At 43.2% G+C, this 21791-nt stretch carries 15 protein-coding genes and 1 tRNA gene; 6 read left to right on the top strand and 10 right to left on the bottom strand.

Annotation, left to right across the window (positions count from 1 at the left end; translation table 11 throughout):
* Positions 1–14: 14 nt before the first annotated feature.
* From CXF61_RS09390 to CXF61_RS09355, 8 genes are all read right to left on the bottom strand, one after another.
* Positions 15–1286, bottom strand: coding sequence for an integrase family protein (locus CXF61_RS09390; protein ID WP_102078009.1), 1272 nt, complete (start codon positions 1284–1286; stop codon positions 15–17).
* A 171-nt stretch (positions 1287–1457) separates the two neighbouring features.
* Positions 1458–1534: transfer RNA gene (locus CXF61_RS09385), tRNA-Ile, on the bottom strand.
* Positions 1535–1629: 95 nt separating this feature from the next.
* Positions 1630–2442, bottom strand: coding sequence for a pteridine reductase (locus CXF61_RS09380; RefSeq protein ID WP_165598014.1), 813 nt, complete (start codon positions 2440–2442; stop codon positions 1630–1632).
* Positions 2443–2479: 37 nt separating this feature from the next.
* On the bottom strand, positions 2480–3661 hold the full coding sequence (locus CXF61_RS09375) for a tRNA nucleotidyltransferase/poly(A) polymerase-related protein (RefSeq protein ID WP_165598013.1): 1182 nt from the start codon (positions 3659–3661) through the stop codon (positions 2480–2482).
* Between the two features lie 278 nt (positions 3662–3939).
* A complete protein-coding gene (locus CXF61_RS09370) occupies positions 3940–6258 on the bottom strand; it encodes an NADP-dependent malic enzyme (protein ID WP_165598012.1) in 2319 nt (772 codons plus the stop codon).
* 414 nt (positions 6259–6672) lie between these two features.
* Positions 6673–8139 carry a protein adenylyltransferase SelO gene (locus CXF61_RS09365; protein ID WP_165598011.1) on the bottom strand — a complete coding sequence of 489 codons (1467 nt, stop codon included), beginning with the start codon at positions 8137–8139 and terminating at the stop codon, positions 6673–6675.
* 335 nt (positions 8140–8474) lie between these two features.
* Complete coding sequence (locus tag CXF61_RS09360; protein WP_179799003.1) at positions 8475–9653, bottom strand: acyl-CoA desaturase; 1179 nt, start codon at positions 9651–9653, stop codon at positions 8475–8477.
* 471 nt (positions 9654–10124) lie between these two features.
* Entirely contained in the window at positions 10125–10853 is a 729-nt protein-coding gene (locus CXF61_RS09355; RefSeq protein ID WP_165598010.1) for a glycerophosphodiester phosphodiesterase, read from the bottom strand.
* A gap of 331 nt (positions 10854–11184) precedes the next feature.
* Here CXF61_RS09355 and CXF61_RS09350 point away from each other — a divergent pair, with 331 nt between their 5' ends.
* On the top strand, positions 11185–12120 hold the full coding sequence (locus CXF61_RS09350; RefSeq protein WP_165598009.1) for a hypothetical protein: 936 nt from the start codon (positions 11185–11187) through the stop codon (positions 12118–12120).
* Positions 12121–12240: 120 nt separating this feature from the next.
* On the opposite strand, the gene CXF61_RS09345 is transcribed toward CXF61_RS09350, so the two are convergent.
* Positions 12241–12846, bottom strand: a complete 606-nt coding sequence (locus CXF61_RS09345; protein WP_165598008.1) for a cob(I)yrinic acid a,c-diamide adenosyltransferase — start codon at positions 12844–12846, stop codon at positions 12241–12243.
* Positions 12847–13077: 231 nt separating this feature from the next.
* Here CXF61_RS09345 and cysS point away from each other — a divergent pair, with 231 nt between their 5' ends.
* From cysS to pdxH, 5 genes are all read left to right on the top strand, one after another.
* A complete protein-coding gene (gene cysS / locus CXF61_RS09340; RefSeq protein WP_165598007.1) occupies positions 13078–14538 on the top strand; it encodes a cysteine--tRNA ligase in 1461 nt (486 codons plus the stop codon).
* Positions 14539–14690: 152 nt separating this feature from the next.
* Positions 14691–16676, top strand: coding sequence for a mechanosensitive ion channel family protein (locus tag CXF61_RS09335; protein ID WP_227526652.1), 1986 nt, complete (start codon positions 14691–14693; stop codon positions 16674–16676).
* A gap of 277 nt (positions 16677–16953) precedes the next feature.
* The gene (gene guaB, locus CXF61_RS09330) at positions 16954–18426 is read left to right on the top strand and encodes an IMP dehydrogenase (protein ID WP_057760534.1); all 1473 of its coding nucleotides are present in this window, start codon (positions 16954–16956) and stop codon (positions 18424–18426) included.
* 212 nt (positions 18427–18638) lie between these two features.
* The gene (gene glmM, locus CXF61_RS09325; protein WP_165598006.1) at positions 18639–20006 is read left to right on the top strand and encodes a phosphoglucosamine mutase; all 1368 of its coding nucleotides are present in this window, start codon (positions 18639–18641) and stop codon (positions 20004–20006) included.
* A gap of 90 nt (positions 20007–20096) precedes the next feature.
* Positions 20097–20759 carry a pyridoxamine 5'-phosphate oxidase gene (pdxH, locus tag CXF61_RS09320; protein ID WP_193834211.1) on the top strand — a complete coding sequence of 221 codons (663 nt, stop codon included), beginning with the start codon at positions 20097–20099 and terminating at the stop codon, positions 20757–20759.
* Between the two features lie 145 nt (positions 20760–20904).
* Here the strand turns inward: pdxH and CXF61_RS09315 are convergent.
* Positions 20905–21791, bottom strand: an 887-nt coding sequence (locus CXF61_RS09315; protein WP_165598004.1) for an HlyD family secretion protein, incomplete at its 5' end; no start/stop codon positions are given.

The raw sequence follows: 21791 nt of genomic DNA, 5'->3' as shown, positions 1-21791 counted from the left end.
GGAATTTTAGTAGGTTAGTAATATTTACTGATTATTTCAGCTTGTGTCAAGCTAGCATGCTGACAATAAAAGGACTCTATTGAGTTTAAAGCGTCTCTTAGTTGCCGCTGTGACACTTGAACATACTGTAGGGTAACATCATCGCTTGATTTAGCTTCACGATGATTGAGCAAGCGTTTAAGGACTGGATAGCTGATATTTAAGCTATTGGCTACCGTTCCGAAAGTACGACGCAGATCATGTGGAGTAATATATAGGTTTGCTTGATTACCTATGGCCTTGTAACTACCACTTAAGTCTTTTATATGATCATCGCTGGCTTGCAAGTCACTTGGAAATACCCATTGCTTACCAGAACTCATTCTCCACCTTTCTTCGAGTAGGGCCTGTAAAATATTACTAGTAGGCATATGATAATCAGAACCGTTTTTTGTATCTTTGAATATTATCCTGCCAGCTTTAAGGTCGATGTCAGACCACTTTAAAGACTGCGCTTCGTTTAAACGCACACCAGTAAACATAAAAAATAGCATGATATCTCGTGCATTATTGCTATGGGGCGCTTGCATGTGTGAGCTTCTATCAACATAATTTAAAAGCGTTTTAAGATACATACCTATATATTCTTCTTCAATATGTTTGGTACGTGGTTTAATTCTATTCCAGTCTTTTTTAGCATTGAGTATACGTATAGGTTGCTCTTTTATTAAAAAGTCTTCGTCATCATCTAAAAAGCTATCACGGCAATAATTCCAAACTGATCGCAGAGCTCTCATCGTTGCATTAGCCTGAGCTTCGCTATGCTTGCTTATCTCCTTATGTTTATCACTTATCATTGACTTAGTAATATCATTTAGAGAGATATTTAGCCAGACTTTTAGCTTATGTAGTATTTGACGGTCATAAGTGGTAATAGTGCCTTCAGCTAAGCCAGTCTTCGTTGATTTAAAGTAGTCATAAGCTTCTTGCAGTGTTGGCACATTATTGGTCTTATCTTTCGGATCTTCTAGGTTCTCATGAAGCCCGTCATAAACATGCATGCCTTTTTTGATGTTAGCCATCATTATGCTTGCTTTTTCACGTGCTTCGGTTAGTGTAATTAAATGCGTTTCTTCTACTTCGTCTCTATACAGCTTTCCATTGATGCGCTTATGCAATGTATAGCGTTTAGACTGCTTACCGACACGTAGCGCAAATCCAGTTAATACATCATCCATATAGATATCAGTACCTTTAGCGGTATAGTCTATTGAATCAATAAATTTTTTGGTAAGTTTAACTTTCATATATCACCCATGCAGCAGTATATAACCATAGTATTAGTAGTCATCATACTTTAATTACTACAAGGGTCAAAGTATCAAGATAGTATCAAAAAATTAATTATATCAGTGCACTTGCATGAAATTTAGACAATAAAAAACCCTTACAAGTCAATGACTGTAAGGGTTTGAATTTGGTGGGCCCAGTAGGACTTGAACCTACGACCAAAGGATTATGAGTCCTCTGCTCTAACCAACTGAGCTATGGGCCCTAACGTTAGACGCACAATGATACCTGATTTTTTTAATTTTTCAAGTAAAAGATAGGCAGTAATCAAGATATTTTTTATTGAGCCATATTTTTGTATTACAGGTGACCGCCAGCTATGGTTAGACTACGGCCTCCATCCACAGTGATAATCTCTCCTGTGACATAATTTGCCTGAACAAGATATAGTACGCTATGAGCAACCTCATCAGGTTGGCCTATGCGCCGCATGGGGATAGCATTGATAATACTTTGTTGCTGCTCGTTATCAATAGCTTGGTCGCTAGTAGGGTCAGGTAAAATATTGACCCCAGGTGCCACCCCATTAACCCGCACTTCTGGCGCCATCTCTAGCGCTAGCGACTGTACCATCATCCGATGTGCAGCCTTTGCCATGTTGTAGACAGTGTAGTTATTAAACGGTCTATCATGCGCGTGTATGTCCAATAAGCTAATAATGCAGCCTTGTTGTTGCCTAAGATAAGGTAATAGGGCTTGGCTCAGTAATAAAGGGGCTTTCGCGTTGGTCAAAAGCAACTCATCCCACTGTGCATGATTGATACTACCGAGCGGGCTAGGATAAAACCGCGAAGCATTATGCACCAATACATCAAGCTGTCCAAACGCCTCTACGATATTTTTAACAAAGCTGTCTAAAGCTGCTTTATCATTAACTATTGTCAAGTCAGCAACGATAACTTTTGCACTATTAGCACGGATGTCGTTCAGATGGTCAGCCAAGTCATTAGCGTCTTGTTCACTACGGTGACAATGAATGATGACGCGGTAACCTTGCCTATGAGCCGCTTTAACAATAGCCGCACCAATGCGCCTAGCACTACCTGTGACAAGCATCACTGGCGCTTGGTTATTGATATTTTCTGCTTGGTAGGCATTAGTTTCTTGGTCCATAGCAATACTACTTTTTTCTCTAAGGTGCTTGTCTATATCATTCTTGCGCTTGCAAGTGTTCAATCCTGCTTTGTCGTAAGGCTGTACCAATAGCCGGGCCTTTAAGGTCTGGCGCAATGTCAGTCATACCGATGGCGTGAAAGCTGTTTAGTGCTAACATCATTTGGCGATGCTGTGTTGCTAGCTGTAACACATGACTGCACACTAGCAGTTGAGAGAGCTTGTCAGGCTCCTTATGCGCACCGCAGGCTTGGATTAGATCGATTTTTTCAGCCGCATTTAGACTGTTTATTGTGCTTAGTTTGTCAGCTTGCTGAGCGAATAAAATTGCGAACTGAGTATGTGCTTTGGGGACTTTGGCTTTATTACCGATAGCGTTAATATTTTTTATAGCGGTTGATACGTTAGACGTAGACTCAGAGTTTTCGCTATTAAATAATGATGAAGACAGGCTAGTCATTAGTAGCGCCCAACGCTGTGACAAGTTTAGACGCATTTGGCCTGCAAAATATAATGCTGTCTGCGCTGTTTCTCTTATTTGGATATTGTCCCAAGCATGATGCAATGGCGCGAAATACTCTATGAGCGCACCAATTTCAAACAGTTTTTGCCAATAGACTTGCGGTGATAACTGCATAGTTGCACGGCTCGATTCTTGCCAAATACGTTCGGCGCTTAAATGAGCCAGCTCTCCTGTATCAACCAATTGACGCATCAGCGTTAAAGTGTCATCCGCGATGGTGAACCCTAAATCGTAGTAACGACTATAGAAGCGCACTGTTCGAAGTACACGTAATGGATCTTCATTAAAAGCATTAGACACATGACGCAATGTCTTACTTTTTAAGTCTTGTAGGCCACCATAGTAGTCGATGACTTGTCCATTAATCGGGGTATCGTCAGTTAAGCTGGTAACTTCAATTGCCATCGCGTTGATGGTTAAATCACGACGGCGCAAATCATCCTCTAGACTAACATCAGGGCTGGCATGTACGCTAAAACCTTTGTAGCCTGAGCCTTGCTTACGTTCTGTGCGTGCTAGGGCATATTCTTCGTGACTGGTCGGGTGCAAAAACACCGGAAAATCAGCACCGACTTGTTGAAACCCTGCGTCAATCATCTCTGCCACGGTAGCACCAACGACGACGAAGTCCTTGTCCTTGATAGGACGCTTGAGCAGTCGATCGCGTACAGCACCGCCTACGAGGTAAATTTGCATAGAAGCCTCTTGTTATTATCGAGCTTTATATCACTAGCTCAATTTTTATGAATCAAAAAACCAGCCAATGCTCTATAAGTTGCATTGACTGGTTTTAGTATAGCAGAAGGGCTCTGTCAATGGATGACAGAGCCCTTCTTAATATAGTCAATCCTCTATAAATTGAGTATGGTGTCAGCCTCGCTCAGTCTACTACTCGTAGTACTTTCACTCGGCTTCCTTGCATCCAAATTAACTTGAACCGACTACAGTGCATTCATACTGGGTATGATATATGACTATTTTTCGTTTTCTAGGTCTTGCGCTTCAGTAACGGTCAATGCAGTCATATTAACGATACCACGTGCTGTCGCTGATGGTGTCAAAATGTGTACCGGCTTATTAGTACCTAATAGGATAGGGCCGATAGAAGCACTGCCAGTCGCTGTTTTAAGCAGGTTGAAAGCGATGTTTGAGGCATCAAGGGTTGGCAAGATAAGCAGGTTCGCCGCACCTTTTAACGGGCTTGATGGCATATCGTTTAGACGAATATTTTCGTTAAGCGCGGCATCACCTTGCATTTCGCCTTCAAACTCAAAGTCGACATTCATATTTGTTAATAGTTCATGAACCTTGCGCATTTTGACAGCGCTGGCACGATCTGAAGCACCAAAGTTAGAATGAGACACTAGCGCGACGCGTGGCGTAATACCAAAGCGACGTAGCTGATCCGTTGCCAAGACAGTCATTTCAGCCAATTGCTCAGCTGTTGGGTCTTCATGGACATAAGTATCAGCGATAAAGATATTACGATCTTGCATGAGTACCGCATTCATCGCATAGAAGTCGTTCATACCTTGTTTTTTGCCAATGACGCTTTCAACGTATTTTAGATGCAATTGGTAATGGCCAAAGGTACCACATACCATGCCATCTGCTGCACCATTTTCAACCAGCAAAGAACCAATCAAAGTCGTCTTACGGCGAACATCACGACGAGCAAGCTCAATGCTTACACCGCGGCGTTTGTTCTTCTCGTAGTAGCCCTGCCAGTAGTCTTTGTAGCGAGGATCGTCATCAACGTTGACGATGGTAATGTTCTCGCCAGCTTTTAGACGTAGGCCTAGCTTTTTGATATTGGCTTCGATAACTGAAGGGCGACCAACCAAGATAGGTTGTGCTAACTTCTCATCAACGACGACTTGCACAGCAAGTAAGATATTGTTGTCTTCACCTTCACAGTACACGATACGTTTTGGATCGGCTTTAGCACGAGCAAAGATTGGCTTCATGACAAACGCTGAGTTATAAACAAACTCAGACAGACGCTGACGATAGGCTTGCATGTCATCGATAGGTAACGTGGCAACGCCTGAATCCATCGCTGCTTTGGCAACAGCAGATGCGATTTCAATGATTAGATTTGGCTCTAGAGGGCCTGGGATTAAGTAGTCACGACCAAAGCTCTGCATCTTTTCGATGTTTCTAGCGCTGGTAGTTGGAGTGGCTTCAACGTGTGCCATCGCAGCGATTGCTTTTACGCAGGCGACTTTCATCTCTTCGTTAACGGTGGTCGCACCAACATCCAATGCACCACGGAAGATGTATGGGAAACATAGCGCGTTGTTTACTTGGTTTGGATAGTCTGAACGACCAGTTGCCATGATGACGTCTGGACGTACGGCATGTGCCAATTCTGGCATGATTTCAGGTGTTGGGTTGGCAAGTGCAAAGACGATAGGGTCTTTGGCCATACGGCGAACCATGTCTTCAGACAATGTACCAGGCATAGATAAGCCTAAGAACATATCGACATCGTCCATGACTTCTTCGATAGAAGTAGCCGTAACATCACGAGCATAGCGTTGTTTGGTTTCATCAAGGTTTTCACGGCTAGTACTGATGATACCGCGTGAATCTGAAACAATAATGTTGTTCTTATTAACGCCAAGCGCGCAAATGATATCTAGGCAAGAAATAGCTGCTGCGCCTGCACCTGAACAAACAATTTTAATCTCTTCGATTTTTTTGCCAGTAATCAACAAAGCATTTAGCATGGCTGCGGCAACGATGATTGACGTACCATGTTGGTCATCATGGAACACAGGAATGTTCATGCGCTCACGTAGTACGCGCTCAATTTTGAAACATTCTGGTGCTTTGATATCTTCTAAGTTGATACCACCAAAGGTAGGTTCAAGCGAGGCAACCGCTTCGATGAACTTATCTGGATCGTTTTGAGCAATTTCAATATCAAAAACGTCGATACCTGCGAACTTCTTAAATAGAACGCCTTTACCTTCCATAACTGGCTTCGATGCCAATGGACCGATATTACCCAGACCCAATACAGCAGTACCGTTAGTGATAACACCAACTAGGTTGTTACGTGCCGTGTATTTAGACGCAAGTTTTGGATCTCTTTGGATCTCAAGACAAGGTACAGCAACGCCTGGAGAGTAGGCGAGTGCTAAATCACGTTGGTTGGCTAGCTGCTTAGTAGGGGTTACCGAAATTTTACCTGGGCGTGGAAACTCATGGTAATGTAAGGCAGCTTGTTCAAACTGCTCTTTTTCTGTATTGAGGTTATCCGTATTCGAAGTGGTATCGTCATTCATAATAATTGCCATGGTTGGAATAAATTGGAATAAATTAAATGGTGATAAAAAACAACGTCTAACCCTCCAAAGATCATTGAATGATAATAATTGAAAGGTACAAAGACGTTAAACGACTCACGACCATCAAAATCATGGTCGACGATCAAAAATCAGGTCAAAAAAGCAAACTAGCTAAAATATTCATTCTAGCATTATAGCCAATTCACTGCCTAGTCAACAACGGTGAATTGTGCGAATAATATAATAAAATGATATTCGTTATTTATCTCGTTGATAATGCCAAAAAATGCGGTTAGATATCAACCTTAATTTCATAATATTTCAAAATATTACAGAATTGAAAGGTACTAAGACGAGCAACTACTAAGACGAGCAACTACTAAGACGAGCAACTACTAAGACGAGCAACTACTAAGACGAGCAACTAATAGGCATCTGCGGTGTATCAGGCGCAGGCGCATTACTATCTAGATCATTAGCGATATCTTGCACGCTATAAGGATTGGCTAATAAACGAAACACTCGATCAACCTCTTCAAACTGACCTTGCTCTGCGGCAGTAATTGCACGCTGCGCCATGCCATTACGAAGGACATAAACAGGATTGTTGGTTGTCATGTCATCAACTGCCTGCTCAAGTGACAGCTGCTCGATGCTTGCAAGATAACGTGTTGACCAGTCTTGCCATACTTGCTGCGCATCATTGCTTAATTCAGTGGTCATAGTAGCCAGTAGTTTTTGTTCATAAGGATGATCTGCTGGTGCGACCAAACCGAGTAGGGCGCGGAAGCTATTGGTATAGTCGAGCAAATTGTCTTCTAATAGTGTCAACCATTCAAAAGCCAAGTTGAGGCTTTCTCTTTGATGCGGTAAGCCAAGCTTGCGGCACAGACCTTGCTGATAGTGCTGCATAAAGGTTGCTTCGTAAGGTGCTAAGCACTCAGAGAGAGTCTCACGAGTGACGCCTTCTAGGCGCATAAAGTGTGGCAGCCAAACATTTAGATTCCAGTGCCCGATAGCAGGCTGATTCTGATAAGCATAGCGACCCGTATGGTCTGAGTGATTATTAATCCATGCAGGATTGAAGCGCTCCATAAAGCCAAACGGCCCGAAGTCCAAAGTACTGCCTGTGATAGATAAGTTATCTGTGTTCATGACACCGTGAGCAAAGCCAATCAATTGCCAATCAGCAATCATACGCGCCGTACGCTCAATCACTGCGGTCAAGAAAGCTAAGACAGGTGTTTCGCTATCGCGGCACTCTGGATAATAAGTGTCAATCATATAGTTAGTGAACTCACCCAGTACATCAGGGGCAAAGCTAGCAATCCATTCGACATGACCTAAACGAATATGACTATCGGCCACACGCATTAGTGCTGCACCTGCTTCGATACGCTCACGGCGCACTCTCGTATTAGATACCACAAACCCTAGAGCGTTAGATGAGGGGATGCCAAGCTGCGTCAATGCATGACCGCACAGGTACTCGCGAATGGTACTACGTAAGACTGCTCGTCCATCACCCATGCGTGAATAGGGTGTCAAGCCAGCGCCTTTTAGATGCAAGTCTTGTGGCTGCCCATGATTATCGAGTACTTGCGCCATGAGCAAACCGCGTCCGTCACCCAATTGCCCAGCCCATTGTCCAAACTGGTGACCAGCATAGGCCATAGATAGTGGTTTGAAATCAGCTGGCACGTATTGACCGCCCAATATCTCAACCCAATTGGTCATCAGGTCCTCGTCGTTTGCCCAGCCTAACTGCTGTGCAACTTGAGTGTTGAAGTGACCGACACGAGGATTGTCTAGTGGCGTCGGTGGCTGCTCATGATAAAGGCGCGTGTCTAGGTTGACGTAAGTGTTTTGATAACGCATACAGGCCGTTTCCATTAAAATATAAAAGTGAGAATGTCACTATAGCATAGCTCTCATATGGCATCGTTGCACTCTGTCCGTCTCTTGTAATATCTGATCGGAAAATGAATTTTTCGGTCGTTAATTAACTGAATGTGATGAACGAGATTGTTATTGCTTGTAGGTTGAATCTGGCAATGGCTCAGTCAATGTATTTGACCATTTATTATGATGATAAGGTCGTTAGAAGTAGCTGTAGTGACATAAGCGATAAATTATAAGCAAAAAAATCCCCCTATCTAGGACGGATAGGGGGATGGAGAAGCTTCAAAATTATAAAACAAATCAGAGGTTAATTAAGCCGCTTTTTCGTTAGCGCCAATAGAGCGGAAGGCGGTTTTTAGATTGCTGTTATGCTCAAGGATTTTCTGTTCAATTTTCGCATAATCATGCTTTAGCTTATCATCAACTTCACGTAAGCGATCAGCACATTCTATTTTTTTCATTTCAATAGTTTGAGCTTTCAGTGATTGCCATTCTTCGACAGTTTGTTTAAATGCATCGTATTCAAACTTAATGCGGTCTTGGAAGCTCTTCATCGCATGAGGAAGATCAAGCCCAGTGCTTGTGGCTGTATCGATCTGCTGTTGTGCTGCTTTGAACTGCATTTGCACTTCGGCATGCTTAATAGTCGTATCATCAACAGTACGCAAATCCGTCGTTAAACCGATTTTTGATAAACCAGCAATCAACCATTTTGTTGGATCATATTGCCACCATTTCACGCCATTACGATAATCATACTGGAAGAAATGATGATAGTTATGATAACCCTCGCCCCACGTAAAGATAGCTAAGAAAAAGTTATCACGAGCACTATTAGTATCCGTATAAGGACGTGTACCAAACATATGACATAGCGAATTGATGAAGAAGGTGAAGTGATGAGTTAATACCAAGCGCAGCAAACCAGCGATCAGTAAAGTACCCCAAACATCACCAATGAGCCAACCAATAGCAGCAACCATACCAACATTCATGGCAACTACCCACAAACCATAATATTTATGCTGAATCTGTAAGACTCTGTCTTTGGTCAAATCAGGAATGTTTTTATAATCAAATTTACCGCTAGGGTAGTTGCGTAGCATCCAACCAATATGGCTGAACCAAAAACCACGCTGTGCTGAATATGGATCGTCCAAACGATCATCTACATGACGATGGTGAGTACGATGTCCAGAAACCCAATCAAACGCTGAGCCTTGTACGGCTAAGGTTGAACCTAACAATAAAAAGTTTTTGACAATAGGGTGCGCTTTGTAAGCACGGTGCGATAGCAGACGATGGTAACCCGCCGTGATACTGATACCTGTCCATACCATAAAGGCACCAAACACACCCCAAACAGGAGCGCTAACTTCATGAGTCCATAGATACCATGGCGTAATCACAGCAGCAGCAATTGGCGTCGCTACTAAAATAGCCGCTGGAATCCAGTTAATTGGTGCTTTGGTAAATTCAAACTCACGCATATCAATGCTTTGCTCTTGCGCAGAAAGATCCGCTTGCTCAGAAGCTTTCGCATAATTGCGTTTTGCAACAGGCTGCTCATCAAGCGCCATTTGCGCTTTTTTCTCATCGAAACGAGTTTTAAAACGCGTTACTTGAGTGCTGGCGGTCTTTACAAGCGTATCACCAGATTTGATAGCGAAACGTAAGCCTTTAAGCGGTAAGCCAAGTGCTTTTTTTGCAATCATATAATATCCCTAACGGTATTAATTTAAGCCACCATAGTACCTTAAAAAGCGTGTAAAGTGAACACTTATACACTATAAAAATATTGCTAAATAACAATAACTTGTATGGATTATAGAATGTATTGATCAAAAATACGAGTGACTTATCAGACATGAAGGAGAAGTGTAACAAGAAGGGTAGATATGTAGGAAAGAATGCGTTTATCGAAAAAATGATTAAATATCAAAAAAGTACGGATAACTCGGTTAAGGCAACAGCAAATGACTTGGAAAATCCGTAATGATGACATCGGTCTGCCATTTGATGAGCTGCTCAATGGTGGGAATATCATTAACCGTCCAAGCACTTACGGGCAATCCATAACGGTGGCTATGCTTGATGACGGCTTGGGTCAAAAGCGGATAATGAATGCCCAGTTGAATACAACCGAGTTGCAATGCAGTGTTGGTCGCGCTTGCCAACGCTTCTGGCGTACGAATAAGCAAGCCGCGAGGCATATGAGATAATAGTTTGTGACGTTGTAAACGGTTGTGTAACTCGACATCGAAGCTCGTCAACACAACTGGTAAGCTGGCAAGAGGTGTATCAATAAATGCCTGCCGAAGCGCTGCAATCAATACTGCATAATTGGTACGGCTATGCGTTTTAATTTCAAGCTCAATAACGTTAAACCCGCTAAGCGCAGGTGCCATGCTCGCCAATGTCATAATAGGTTGGCCAAACTGCAATTGGCACTGAATCTCAGTCAGTTTTAACTGATCAATACGTGATTGCCGACCGCACATACGCTCTAAATCATCGTCATGGAATACGATTAAGTGACCGTCAGCGTTTAGTTGTATATCAAACTCTACGCCTGCTAAGCCTCTTGACTTGAGGTTTTGAGAGTATTGAAAGCCTGAAAAAGTATTTTCTAACGCCTCACCGCGTGCGCCTCGATGACCTAATAACAACGTATCTCTAAAATTTATCATATGCACCAATTATCGATGATTTTTATGCCCAATCATATAGCGTCATATCAACGACGTCTAACAAAAACTGCGATGCAATCCGTACTTTTTTGAATATGACTTTTTAAAGTCCAAATCTGCGAATGTTTGTTATGTTTTTGCAACCAAACGCAGGTTTTTTCCACAATGAGGGGCACTATTTGTATATCCATGGGCTACACTAATGACCATTTGATTTAAACACCGTATAATGATGTGGTTTTCATATCTGTAGCAGCTAGCGTTGCGATTTGAATGTTGAACACTGTCAGTCAGTGGCGGTACGAACCTGTAAATTGGGAGTAGAGTTAGTATGAGCGTAGCAAATATAAGTTTGAGCAAGTGGCATAAAGTTGCTGGGATTGGATTGGTATGTGGTTTGGCGCTTGCAGGCTGTGATCGCTCAGATAAAGAAGACACTACTGAGCAGGCAGAGCTAACAGAACAAGAGACGGTCGATGCTGAAAATAGTGTTGCGCCTGCGATCAGTTGTGATGATCCTATGGTGCAAGATCGCCTTAAGTCAGCTCTAAAGAATACGCTCAATCAACAAGCACAGTCATTGGCTGCCAATTATGCAAATGATGCTGAAATCAGTTTAGCAAATGGTGTGGTTAGCGAAAAAACCAATGGTGTTGTCATTGACGTCCAAAACGCTGCGATCTTGCAACAAGCCAATGAGAACGGCATGACCACCTGCCAAGCAAGTGTCAGCATGACGCTACCAAGTGAAGACTTGTATCAAGCCAGTCAGGTACAAGCGGCCAATAATCAGCCAAGTCTACAATCGCGTTTAGCGCAAGACAATATCCGTATCAATAACAATATGCTCGTTGATGACGCGTTCACTTACATCGTCGGTACTCAAGGCGGTCAAGTGCGTACGCGTATTGCAGGTCAGCCTGCTTTGATTACTGTTGTTGCAGATGTGATGGCAGGTTCTGTCTTTAAAACTGCAATGGATGAGCAACGCGCCCAACGTGCTGCTGAGCGCCGTGCAACACAGAACAACGATACGGCTCAAACAGCGCCAATCCGTCAGCCAAGAACCGTAACGCCAGTTGAGCCAATTCGCCCAACTGAACCTACGCCACCGCCAACCATCAATAAACCTGCTGAAAGTCAGAGCAGTTCGACTGCAAACACCCAAGCAGCAGCTGAGCCTAGCAAGCCAGCTACACCAAAGGCCGTACCTAAAGATGAAACCATTGATATGGTCATCATTGAAGACAACAGTGCGACTTATTAATTGGTCATTGTAATGAGTTAGCGATTTCTAGTAAACCGAATTGCTATCGCTCAATAATAAAAACCCCGCAACAATCGTGTCGCGGGGTTTTTTGTGTTTAAGCTCTTTATTGCTAAATACTTAGTTTGTATTATTGACTGTCAGGAACGTTTTCAATGCTTGGCTGTCCCATAACACCTCAGAAACCTTCTCTGGGTCTGTACAGAAGCGTGCAGCGACAAACAACCAATCAGATAAGCGATTGATAAAGCTGACAGCAGTACTTCGAATCGCTTGTGGGCGCTGCTGCTGCAATATCACAGCTTGACGTTCAGCACGGCGACATACACTACGCGCCACGTGTAATTGACTGACCAATATAGAACCTGTCGGCAGAATAAAGTCTTTTAGCGGTGGCAATGTGGCATTCATCATATCTATTTGCTGCTCTAACCATTCAATATGAGTGGCATTAACTCCTTCATATTCTGGCATGGCAAGCTCGCCGCCTATATTGAATAACAAGTGCTGAATGATGACCAAGGCTTCAGAGAACTCTTTCTCTATAGATTGCCCTTTATTGTGTTTTAGTTGCGCACATACCAAGCCAACATGCGAATTGAGCTCGTCGATGTCACCCATGACGCTAAATAGATCGTCCGCTTTACTAAGGCGGCTGCCATCAGCCATACCAGTGCTGCCGTCATCTCCAGTACGTGTGTATATTTTGCTTAAGCGATTGCCCATCTTTACATCCTTAACGGTTTTTATGATTGAATAGCGTTAGTTGCACGCTCATTGTAGTATTTTACGCCTGTTTTCGCTAAGATAATGGGTTACGTTTTATATCACGACGTTTTTGGTCTGAATTTTTTATTTTCTGGATTTATAGTCTCAGTCGTTGATATGACTTATTCATATACGGCGGCTGAGATTTCACATTTCTCTATTTTATTCACGTTACAAGGCTTTTTTACTATGACCACACCACTTGCAGATGCGATGTCCCAACTTGCCATTTACGATTCATTGACTGGCAGCAAGCGTCAGTTTGTACCACTCAAAGCAGGGCAGGTTGGTATGTATGTATGCGGCATGACCGTTTATGACTATTGTCATATTGGTCATGCGCGAGTGATGGTCAGTTTTGATATGGCTGTTCGTTGGTTGGCACGTTTGGGTTACGACGTGAACTACGTACGTAATATCACTGATATCGATGATAAAATCATTGCCCGTGCTGCTGAAAATGGTGAAGAGATTGGTACATTGACGCAGCGTTTTATTGAAGCGATGCATGAAGACGCGACTGCCCTTGGTTGTGAGATGCCAAATGCTGAGCCACGTGCGACTGATCATATCGATGATATGCAGGATATGATTGAGACATTAGTCACTGGCAACTACGCGTACGCAGGCGACAACGGTGATGTCTATTATGCCGTCGATAGCTTTGACGGTTATGGCAAATTATCTAAGCGCAATCTAGACGATATGCAGGCAGGTTCGCGAGTCGAAGTTGAAAATGATAAACGCAATCCATTTGACTTTGTACTATGGAAAGCGGCAAAACCTGACGAGCCGCAGTGGGCATCACCATGGGGTCAAGGGCGTCCAGGCTGGCATATTGAATGTTCAGCGATGTCGACTAAGTGCTTAGGTAGCACCTTTGATATTCATGGCGGTGGTCATGACTTACAGTTCCCGCATCATGAAAACGAAATCGCGCAGTCTGAGGCAGCAACTGGTTGTGAGTATGCACGCAACTGGATGCATGTTGGTTTTATCAATGTCGATGGCGAAAAAATGTCTAAGTCATTGGGCAACTTTTTTACCATTCGCGATGTAATGGCAAAGTACTTACCCGAGACGGTGCGTTTTTTCTTATTATCGAGCCATTACCGCAGCCAAGTTAACTTCTCTGATAGTGCCTTAGATGAAGCGCATAATAGCCTAAGTAGGTTGTACAATGCACTAAAATTGGCTGAGCAGCAAAAAGGACAGTCAATCGTAATCAATGAAGACTCAGTGGCTGAAGTTTATAATAGCGCGGTTGGTCAAGACTTCATCAAGGCGATGAATGACGACTTTAATAGCTCGACGGCTATCAGTGTCTTATTCGGATTGGCTCGTGATATCAATAAAGCCATTAAAGCAGAAGACGTCGACACCGCATGGCAGTTGGCACAGCAACTAAAAGCATTGGCGCAGGTATTAAATATTTTACAGCAGCCAGTGCAGCAGTTTTTGCAAGCAGTGATTGGTGATCAGGCAGAAGATGGTCTAACGGATGCGGTTATTGATAATTTAATCATCGAACGTGCAGAGTCTAAAGCCAACAAAAACTTTGCCCGTGCTGATGAGATACGTGAGCAACTAAAAGAGGCGGGTATTGAGCTCGAAGATAGCCGTGCTGGCACCACATGGCGCCGCGCTTAAAACAACTCTTGCCGTTTATAGGGTAAATAGCTACAAATCTCGTAATAAATTAAGTCAGCTTTAGGCTGGCTTTTTTTTGCTTACTGAATTAGGTTAAAGCAGCACCGATATATTTTTTATACTTCCCTTTGTAGACTGATGGCTTTGAAAACATGAATACTCTTAAACAAAATCCTATGAACAATCATTGTGATGTTTTGCGCTCAGATGATAATCATCAAGTAGATGTAGAGAAAAGTCGTTTTAAAAGCCACATGCTGCAAGTATTGTTGGGCTTTTTGATTGTCGCTATAAATGTCATCTATTCACCCGTTTATGCAGCAAATAGTGAAAATGCACAGAGTGCGAGCGAGCCGGAAAAACAAACGCCTAGTAAGCCTGATAGTTTTTCTGAATATGCCGCTCAGCAAGTCAATGCGCTTAAAGATGAAAGTGTTAGTATTTCTGGTATTACTGAAGAAATCTTTGATCCTACTGAACGTAACGCAGTAGAGCAGGCAGGCAGGCTACAAGGGGATACGGCACTGACCGGAGAATATAGTGAGAGCTACTATATTCTCGATAAACTAAATGCAGGGTTGCCACCGTTATCTGAGCCAGCTAATTTAGAAACACCGCTTGCAGCCTTAGAGTTTTTTCAATCAGCGTTAATGAAGCAGCAGTATGATTTGGCCGCTTACGCACTAAATATGAACTTGATTGATGAGAAAAGCCAACGTAGTCGTGCGCTTGATCTCACAAAACGACTGGATTTTTTATTGTCCGAAAAGGAGCTATATGTATTCGATGATATGCCAGATCGTCCCGATGGCTTAATTGAACCACCGCTTGGTAATAATAGCAGTGTCATGGGTATTGCCAGACGTTCTATTCAGCTTGGCTATGTTGATTATCGCGAGCGCCGTGTTCCTATTTATTTGCAACGAGTACGAGTAGGGGATGAAGCCCCTGTCTGGGTATTTTCGGCGCAGACAGTAGGCAATATTGATAATCTCTATGAGCAGTATCATCCAGCCGAGTTTGAGCGTTATTTGCCCACTTGGTTAAAGCTAAAGTTTTTTGGAATTGCGCTATGGGAATTCTCAGCGCTGATATTGTTCTTTTTATTAACCATGGGGATGGGTTGGCTACTGAGTAAAGGTACTGCAAAAATCATCAATCATTATATCGATGAAGAAAAATACAGCGTGTATGTTGGCAGTACCAATGGCGTCGCAGATTTGGTTAGCAAGCTAACAGTACCATTAACCTTTACCATCAGTTTTTCACTGGTTTTTACCTTGGTTTCTGGTGGTTTTCCTTATTTAGATGCAGTCGCCTCATCTACTCGTCCATTGATTTGGATTGGACTGGTATTTAGTACCATGTGGTTAGGCATTCGTATCATTAACTTTTTTGCCAATCGCTATCAAGACATGCAGATTGAAAATTTGGCTGCAGAGCATTTCGATAAAGAACGTCGCCGCCGTACTTATGTATCAATATTTCGCCGTGTGTTTATTTTCGCGATGATTTTGGGAAGCTTCTGGATAGGTCTTAGTGAATTTGCAAATATGGAAGGCCTTGGCAAAACTTTATTGACTTCAGCGGGTATTGCAGGTGTGGTTATCGGTATTGCGGCACAGCCAATATTAGGGAATATCATCGCTGGTGTACAGGTAGCAGTGACGCAGCCAGTGCGAATCGGCGATAGTGTGATAATGGACGGTAATTTTAGTACGGTTGAAGACCTGCGTTACACGTATGCCGTGTTAAAAACATGGGATGAGCGTCGCTTGATCGTGCCAATGCGTGAGCTAATCACTGAACGAGTAGAAAACTGGTCGCATACAGAGGTTCATCAGACCTGTCCTGTGTTTTTGTATATCGACTATGGTGCAGATATTGACGCTATCCGAGAGACGTTTATATCGATGGTCAAGGACAATAAACTTTGGGATGATAAAACAGAACCTGAAATGTATGTGGTTGATGTAACCGAAAACACCATTCAGCTGCGCGGCGCTGTTTCATCAGTAGGGCCTATAGAAGCATGGACGCTGGCCTGTGAGATACGGGAGCAAATGCTTGGTTACCTGCATGCACAGCAAAACAAATATCTACCCACAGAGCGCTTTACGTTAACAAGAAGCGACTAGAGATTGGGAATAGCGATGAGCTTTGCGAGCTTGATTAGCTTTAAAAGCGAGCTATTGATGGTTTGAGATATGATTGACATCGATAAAGACGCACTTGTGTAAAATAATCTGACAAATATAGTGTGTCAGCGAGGCGCTTATTTGTTATAATGTGGCGTTATTTTTATAGGATAACTGAGTGGTTGGCGATGAGTCGGCACTGTGCTTGCAGCTGCAATGATTGATACGCTTAACCCTGAGCTCCTACCCATCAAAATAACCACCACTAGGGGTCTGTATGTTGCGAATTGTCGATGAAGCCTTAACCTTTGATGACGTTTTATTATTACCAGCCTATTCTGAAGTTCTGCCAAAAACTGCTGATCTGTCTACTCGTTTGACCAAAAACATCACACTTAATCTTCCGCTAATCTCTGCGGCAATGGATACTGTGACTGAGTCTGAAATGGCTATCACAATGGCACAGCTTGGTGGCATGGGTATTTTGCATAAGAGCATGGACATCGAAAAGCAAGCCACACAAGTACGCCGTGTCAAAAAATTTGAAGCGGGTACCGTTGTTGATCCTATCACTGTCCACCCAGAGATGACGATTGGTGAATTGCTGCGTTTGACCCAAGATAACAATATCTCAGGTGTGCCTGTAGTCGAGAAAGGCACAGATAACGTTGTGGGTATTGTTACCCATAGAGATTGGCGTTTTGAGACCAATTTGTCATTGCCAGTTAGCCAGATTATGACGCCTAAAGAGCAGCTAGTAACTGTACATGAAGGTGAAAGCAACGAGAATATCAAAAGATTGTTGCATGAGCATCGCATCGAAAAAGTCATCGTTATTGACGATAATTTCCGCCTGCGTGGTTTGATTACTGTTAATGACTTTGCCAAAGCTGAAAACAATCCAAATGCGTGTAAAGACGAGCAAGGTCGCCTACGTGTTGGCGCGGCTGTTGGTACAGGTGCCGATACGCAAGCACGCGTTGAAGCATTAATCGCTGCTGATGTCGACGTTATCGTCGTTGATACTGCGCACGGTCACTCAAAAGGCGTGATCGATAAAGTATCTTGGATTAAGAAAAACTATCCACATGTGCAAGTAATCGGTGGCAACATCGCAACAGGTGAAGCTGCAATCGCTTTACGTGACGCAGGTGCTGATGCAGTAAAAGTAGGTATCGGCCCTGGTTCTATCTGTACCACGCGTATTATCGCAGGTATCGGTGTCCCACAAATATCAGCCATTGATAATGTTGCTAGTGCTTTAAAAGACAGCATTCCATTGATTGCTGACGGTGGTATTCGCTACTCTGGTGATATGGCAAAAGCAATCGCTGCTGGTGCATCATGTATCATGGTTGGTTCACTCATGGCTGGTACTGAAGAAGCGCCAGGTGAAGTTGAGCTGTTCCAAGGTCGCTACTATAAAGCTTATCGCGGTATGGGTAGTTTGGGTGCGATGTCAGGATCAAATGGTTCTTCAGATCGCTACTTCCAAGATGCAAAAGATGGCGTAGAGAAGCTAGTACCAGAAGGTATCGAAGGCCGTGTTCCTTATAAAGGACCCGTTGCGGGTATCGTTAATCAGTTGGTTGGTGGCTTACGTTCATCAATGGGTTATACTGGTTCTGCCACGATTGAAGATATGCGTACCAATCCGCAGTTTATCAAAGTAACCTCAGCGGGTATGAAAGAGTCGCATGTGCATGATGTGCAAATCACTAAAGAAGCACCGAACTATCGAGTAAACTAGATCGTTCTGTAAAATACTTCTCTTTTGTAGATTTAAAATGTATTGATGTTAGCTGAGACGTAAGGCTGCAGCGAGCTTAAGATACAAACAGCCAACAATGCTCTGTTATTGTTGGCTGTTTTTTTTGTAAAATACAGAAACAGATTATTACAACAATAGTATTGCCTGCGTATACGTTTGGCCTTTTATTTTTTTGACTTGAGGAACACATAATGAGCTATTTTGGCACTGATGGAATTCGCGGAAAATTTGGTGAATTACCAATTACACCGGATTTTATTTTAAAACTAGGCTACGTCACTGGGCTTGTTCTCATAGAAAAAAATGAAAATCTTACGCGTAAGCCAAGTGTGGTGATTGGTAAAGATACGCGTCTATCAGGCTATGTGATAGAGGGAGCATTACAAGCAGGTTTTAATGCGGCTGGTGTTGATGTTTATATGCTTGGTCCATTGCCAACCCCAGCGATTGCGCATTTGACCCGTAGTTTCAATGCAGATGCTGGCGTGGTTATCTCAGCCTCGCACAACCCCTATTATGATAATGGTATCAAGTTTTTCTCAGGTGACGGCAAAAAGATAAGTGATGAGATGCAGACTGCAATTAATGATAAATTGACAGCAATTATGAACGACGTTGGTAGTGATGTTGCCATAATGCCTATTCTTGATCCTGCAAATTTGGGTAAGAACAATCGTATTGACGATGCAAAAGGTCGCTACATTGAATTTTGCAAAGGCAGTTTCCCTTATCAATATGACCTCAGTCATCTGACGGTAGTAGTGGATTGTGCCAATGGTGCTGGCTATAGCGTAGCACCTAGAGTAATGCGCGAGTTGGGGGCCAACGTGATTGCCATCAATAATACGCCAGACGGTATCAATATCAATGCTGAATGTGGTTCTACCCATCCTGAAAGCTTACAAAAGGCTGTGCTTGAGCATGAAGCAGATGTCGGTATTGCACTAGATGGTGATGGCGACCGTATCGTAATGGTTGATGAGACGGGTAAGCTAGTCGACGGCGACGGTATCTTATATGTACTTGCTACCCAAGGTAAAACCAAAGCTGAAGGTGTTGTCGGCACACTCATGAGTAATATGGGATTAGAGCTGGCATTAAAAGATGCAAATATTCAATTTACTCGCGCAAAAGTGGGTGATCGCTATGTGATGCAGGATTTAGAAGCTAATGGCTGGATATTGGGCGGTGAGCCATCTGGCCATATTCTTTGCTTAGACAAAAGTCGCACAGGGGACGCTATCATTGCTGGCTTGCAAGTATTGGCAGTGATGCAAGCCAGAGAGCGTGCGTTAAGTGAGCTTGTTGAAGGTTTTGAAGTATTGCCACAAAAGCTAGTCAATGTACGTTTGTCTCAAATGCAAGACCCATTCAAACATGAGGAGTTGGTTGCTGCTTTTGACAAAGCACAGGCAACGCTAGAGGGTCGAGGTCGTCTATTGATACGTCAGTCAGGTACAGAGCCTATGATTCGCGTGATGGTGGAATCAGATGATGAGATAGAGTGTGATGTAATGGCTAATGACTTAGCTGATCTTATAAAGTCAGTACTAGGCTAATAGTATTTAGGGCAATAACTGGTATTCAAGATAATGACTGGTATTCGAGACAACAACATTATAGTTTTCAAATAAGGAGTTGCCATGAGCATGGACTTTACCGACCAACGCCTCTCATATGAGAAAGGTGAGCTTGACCAACAGTCAGTACCAACGTCACCATTCGAGCTCTTTAAAGCTTGGATGAACGAGGCGTTAGCGCAAAAGGTGCAAGAGCCTTATGCAATGAGTTTGGCGACATGTGGCGCAGACAATAAGCCTAGCGTCCGTATTGTGTTATTACGCGAAATTACTGAGACAGGTATTGTTTTTTATACCAATTATGAAAGCGCAAAAGGGCAGGATATCGCAGAAAACCCTAACGCTGAAGCATTATTCTTTTGGCATGAGCTAGAGCGTCAAGTCCGTATCAGCGGTAGTATCGCTAAAATAGATGCTGATAAATCGGCTGCTTACTTCCAAAAGCGTCCCCATGATAGCCAAGTAGGCGCTTGGGTGAGTCAACCGCAAAGTGGTGAAGTGGCCAATCGTGCAATCATGGAGCAAACATTTGAACAGCTTCAAGCAGAGCACCCTGACAATACCACTGTACCAACGCCAGAGTTTTGGGGTGGGTATGAGATTACGATTGAAAGTATTGAGTTTTGGCAAGGTCGCGCCAATCGGATGCATGACCGAATTGTGTATACGCACAGTAGCGACGACGACAGTGAAGGCAATAAAGGCTGGACAACCAAACGTTTATTACCATAGTTGTTGTAGTTTGAAGCTATAGATTATAGAAAACTAAAAAAGCCACTCTAAATCCAATTTCTTTGGTATCTAGAGTGGCTTTTTTACGTTAACTACTATTTAACTTGTTTGGCATTATTCTCTATTTAATTTTTTATTCAACCTTTCATTTAATATTGGTATCGACATCCACTGAGACTGACATGCCAGGGCGTAAGCGTGCCAGTTCAGGCTGGTTTTGGTCTAGGTCTATGCGTACAGGAATACGTTGAGCAATTTTTATGTAGTTACCTGTCGCAGGGTTGGCAGCAGCAGCACTAAACTCGCTACCAGTCGCTGGCGAGATATTACTCACGTGACCCGTAAATTTGGCACTGCCAAGCGCATCGACATGAATGGTCGCAGGCTCGCCGATTGCCATATTGGCTATTTGAGTTTCCTTAAAGTTTGCAATGATCCAAATGCCTTTTGGTACGATATACATGAGCTGCGTACCAGCGCTGACGTATTGACCTTCTTTGACACTGACTTGGCTTAGCTGGCCAGATTCAGGCGCAGTGATGATAGTATTGTCTAGATTGATTTGCGCTTGCTTGACGCCTGCCTCAGCATTTTTGATATTTGCGTCCAGCGATGAGCGACTACCGCTAGTTTTTTCACGGTTTTCTTGAGCGGCCTGTAAATTAGCCTCTGCTTGCTGTACACCTGCTTGTGCTTGAGCCAATTGCGCCTTGATATGAGCAACTTCTGCTTTCGATACCGCACCAATAGCATCCAAACCTTGATAACGGTTGACATCTTCACGCGCGCTTTCTACATTGATTTTGGCACTATACAAATCAGCCCTACGTGCTTCGATTTGTGCTTGGCTGGTTTGCGTGTCTTGTTCATTAGTAGAACGGTTAGTAAGGGCTACTTCGGTATTTGCTTGTGCTTGTTCGAGCTGCTGCTGAAAGGTTCGATCATCTATCTTTATGAGTAAGTCGCCCGCTTTTACGTTGGCGAAGTCTTGCACGGCTACCTTGGTCACATAGCCAGAAACTTGCGGGCTAA

The organism is Psychrobacter sp. 4Dc (assembly GCF_002836715.1).
GTDB lineage: Bacteria > Pseudomonadota > Gammaproteobacteria > Pseudomonadales > Moraxellaceae > Psychrobacter.
The sequence above is the reverse complement of the archived record's forward strand: the minus strand, read 5'-3'. Positions and strand labels throughout refer to the sequence as shown.